Here is a 1,560-nt window from a genome sequence, read left to right as displayed (position 1 = left end):
GTTTATTTTTAAAATCTCTTATCAGAGCATCGAGGGTTACAAAAATGTAATCCTTGTCTTTTTCCGTGAGTTTAGTAACTTCCTGTACTCTATCAAGTGTAGCCTTGTCTAGTTCAATATCAGAATTACCAGTTAAATAATCTAAAGAAACCTCAAGAGCTTGAGCTATTTTAACCGCCATTTCTATGGTTGGTTTTACTTCGTTACGTTCATATCTTCCGTAAGCATCACCATTGATACCAATCTTTTTTCCTACTTCCGCTTGGGAAAGGTTTTTCTTTTTTCTTACCTGTGTTAATCGTTCTCCAAAAGTCATATCTGTAGGTTTTAATGCACTAAAAGCAAATACAAGACAAATTTACAAACAAAAAATGTAGGATAAAAATCAGTAATGTTTGTTTGGTTAATACAAACTTTGTAGATTTGCGACAGATATGTAGGATTAAACTTTTTTCAAATAATTTTTGAGTATGGAAATATCAGAAATCAAACAACAGCTCACAATGTCGAACGTGTTGCATTACTACGGATTGAAAACCGACAAGCAGAGCAGAATTTGCTGTCCTTTCCACGAGGACAAAACCCCGAGTATGCAGGTGTATTACAAAACGCAGACAGCATACTGTTTTAGTTCCAACTGTAAAACACACGGCAAGAGTATGGACGTGATAGATTTTATAATGCACAAAGAGAACAGCACCAAAGGCGAAGCGATACGGAAAGCAAAGGAAATCATCGGTTACACAGAACCGAACAGCAAAGAACGCTATCAACCTGAATTAACCCGAGAGCAGTTTTTAGGGAATATGTACCAATACTTTAAAAATGCGGTCAGCAACTCAAAACCTGCAAAGGATTATTTAGAGCAACGGAATTTAGATTTTAAAAGAATAGAAATCGGCTACAATGCGGGGCAGTTCCATCACGGAGCAAGGAAAGACGAAAATGTAATTGCTCAATGTTTGGAATACGGTTTACTGATAGACAAGAATATTTTAGGACGTACAGGCGAAAAGGCTTATGGAGTGTTCGGGAAATGGTGCATTTGCTTTGCTCTGAAAAATAAAGAGAATGAAGTAACAGGATTGTATTTTAGAAGTACGTTAAACGATAAGGAAAGCAGACATTTTTATTTAAAGAACCGCAAAGGCTTATATCCGAATTATCCCGATAAGAACACCAAAAAACTGATAGTAACGGAAAGCATTATTGACGGAGCTTCATTACTTCAAATAGAAACCATAACAAAGGAATATGCGGTTTTGGCTTGCTATGGAACAAACGGACTAACCGAAGAACACCAGCAGGCAATTAAAGAGCTTCCGCAGTTAGAAGAAATCATTTTCTTTTTTGACAACGATACAGCAGGAAAAGAGGCGGTTAAGAAATACGGAGCAATGCTAAAAGCTGAATACCCGAAACTGAAATTAACCACAGCAGAACCGATAAACAAAGACATCAATGAAACATTACAAGGACACGATGAAAGCATATTTATTGAATTGCTGAACAACAGAACGGAGTTAAATTTTTCTTTTTCAAATGAAAATAAAAAAGAAG

2 protein-coding genes are annotated in these 1,560 nt (G+C 36.2%); one reads left to right on the top strand and one right to left on the bottom strand.

From position 1 onward, the window contains the following. On the bottom strand, positions 1-316 hold a 316-nt coding region (locus G0Q09_RS14860; RefSeq protein WP_219035471.1), incomplete at its 3' end, for a helix-turn-helix domain-containing protein. 154 nt (positions 317-470) lie between these two features. Here G0Q09_RS14860 and G0Q09_RS14855 point away from each other — a divergent pair. Further along, on the top strand, positions 471-1,560 hold a 1,090-nt coding region (locus G0Q09_RS14855; RefSeq protein WP_219035470.1), incomplete at its 3' end, for a CHC2 zinc finger domain-containing protein.

Origin of the sequence: Empedobacter falsenii (assembly GCF_019308355.1) — a bacterium.
GTDB classification, from domain to species: domain Bacteria; phylum Bacteroidota; class Bacteroidia; order Flavobacteriales; family Weeksellaceae; genus Empedobacter; species Empedobacter falsenii_B.
Note: the sequence above shows the minus strand (reverse complement) of the source record. Positions and strands in the feature narration are given on the sequence as shown.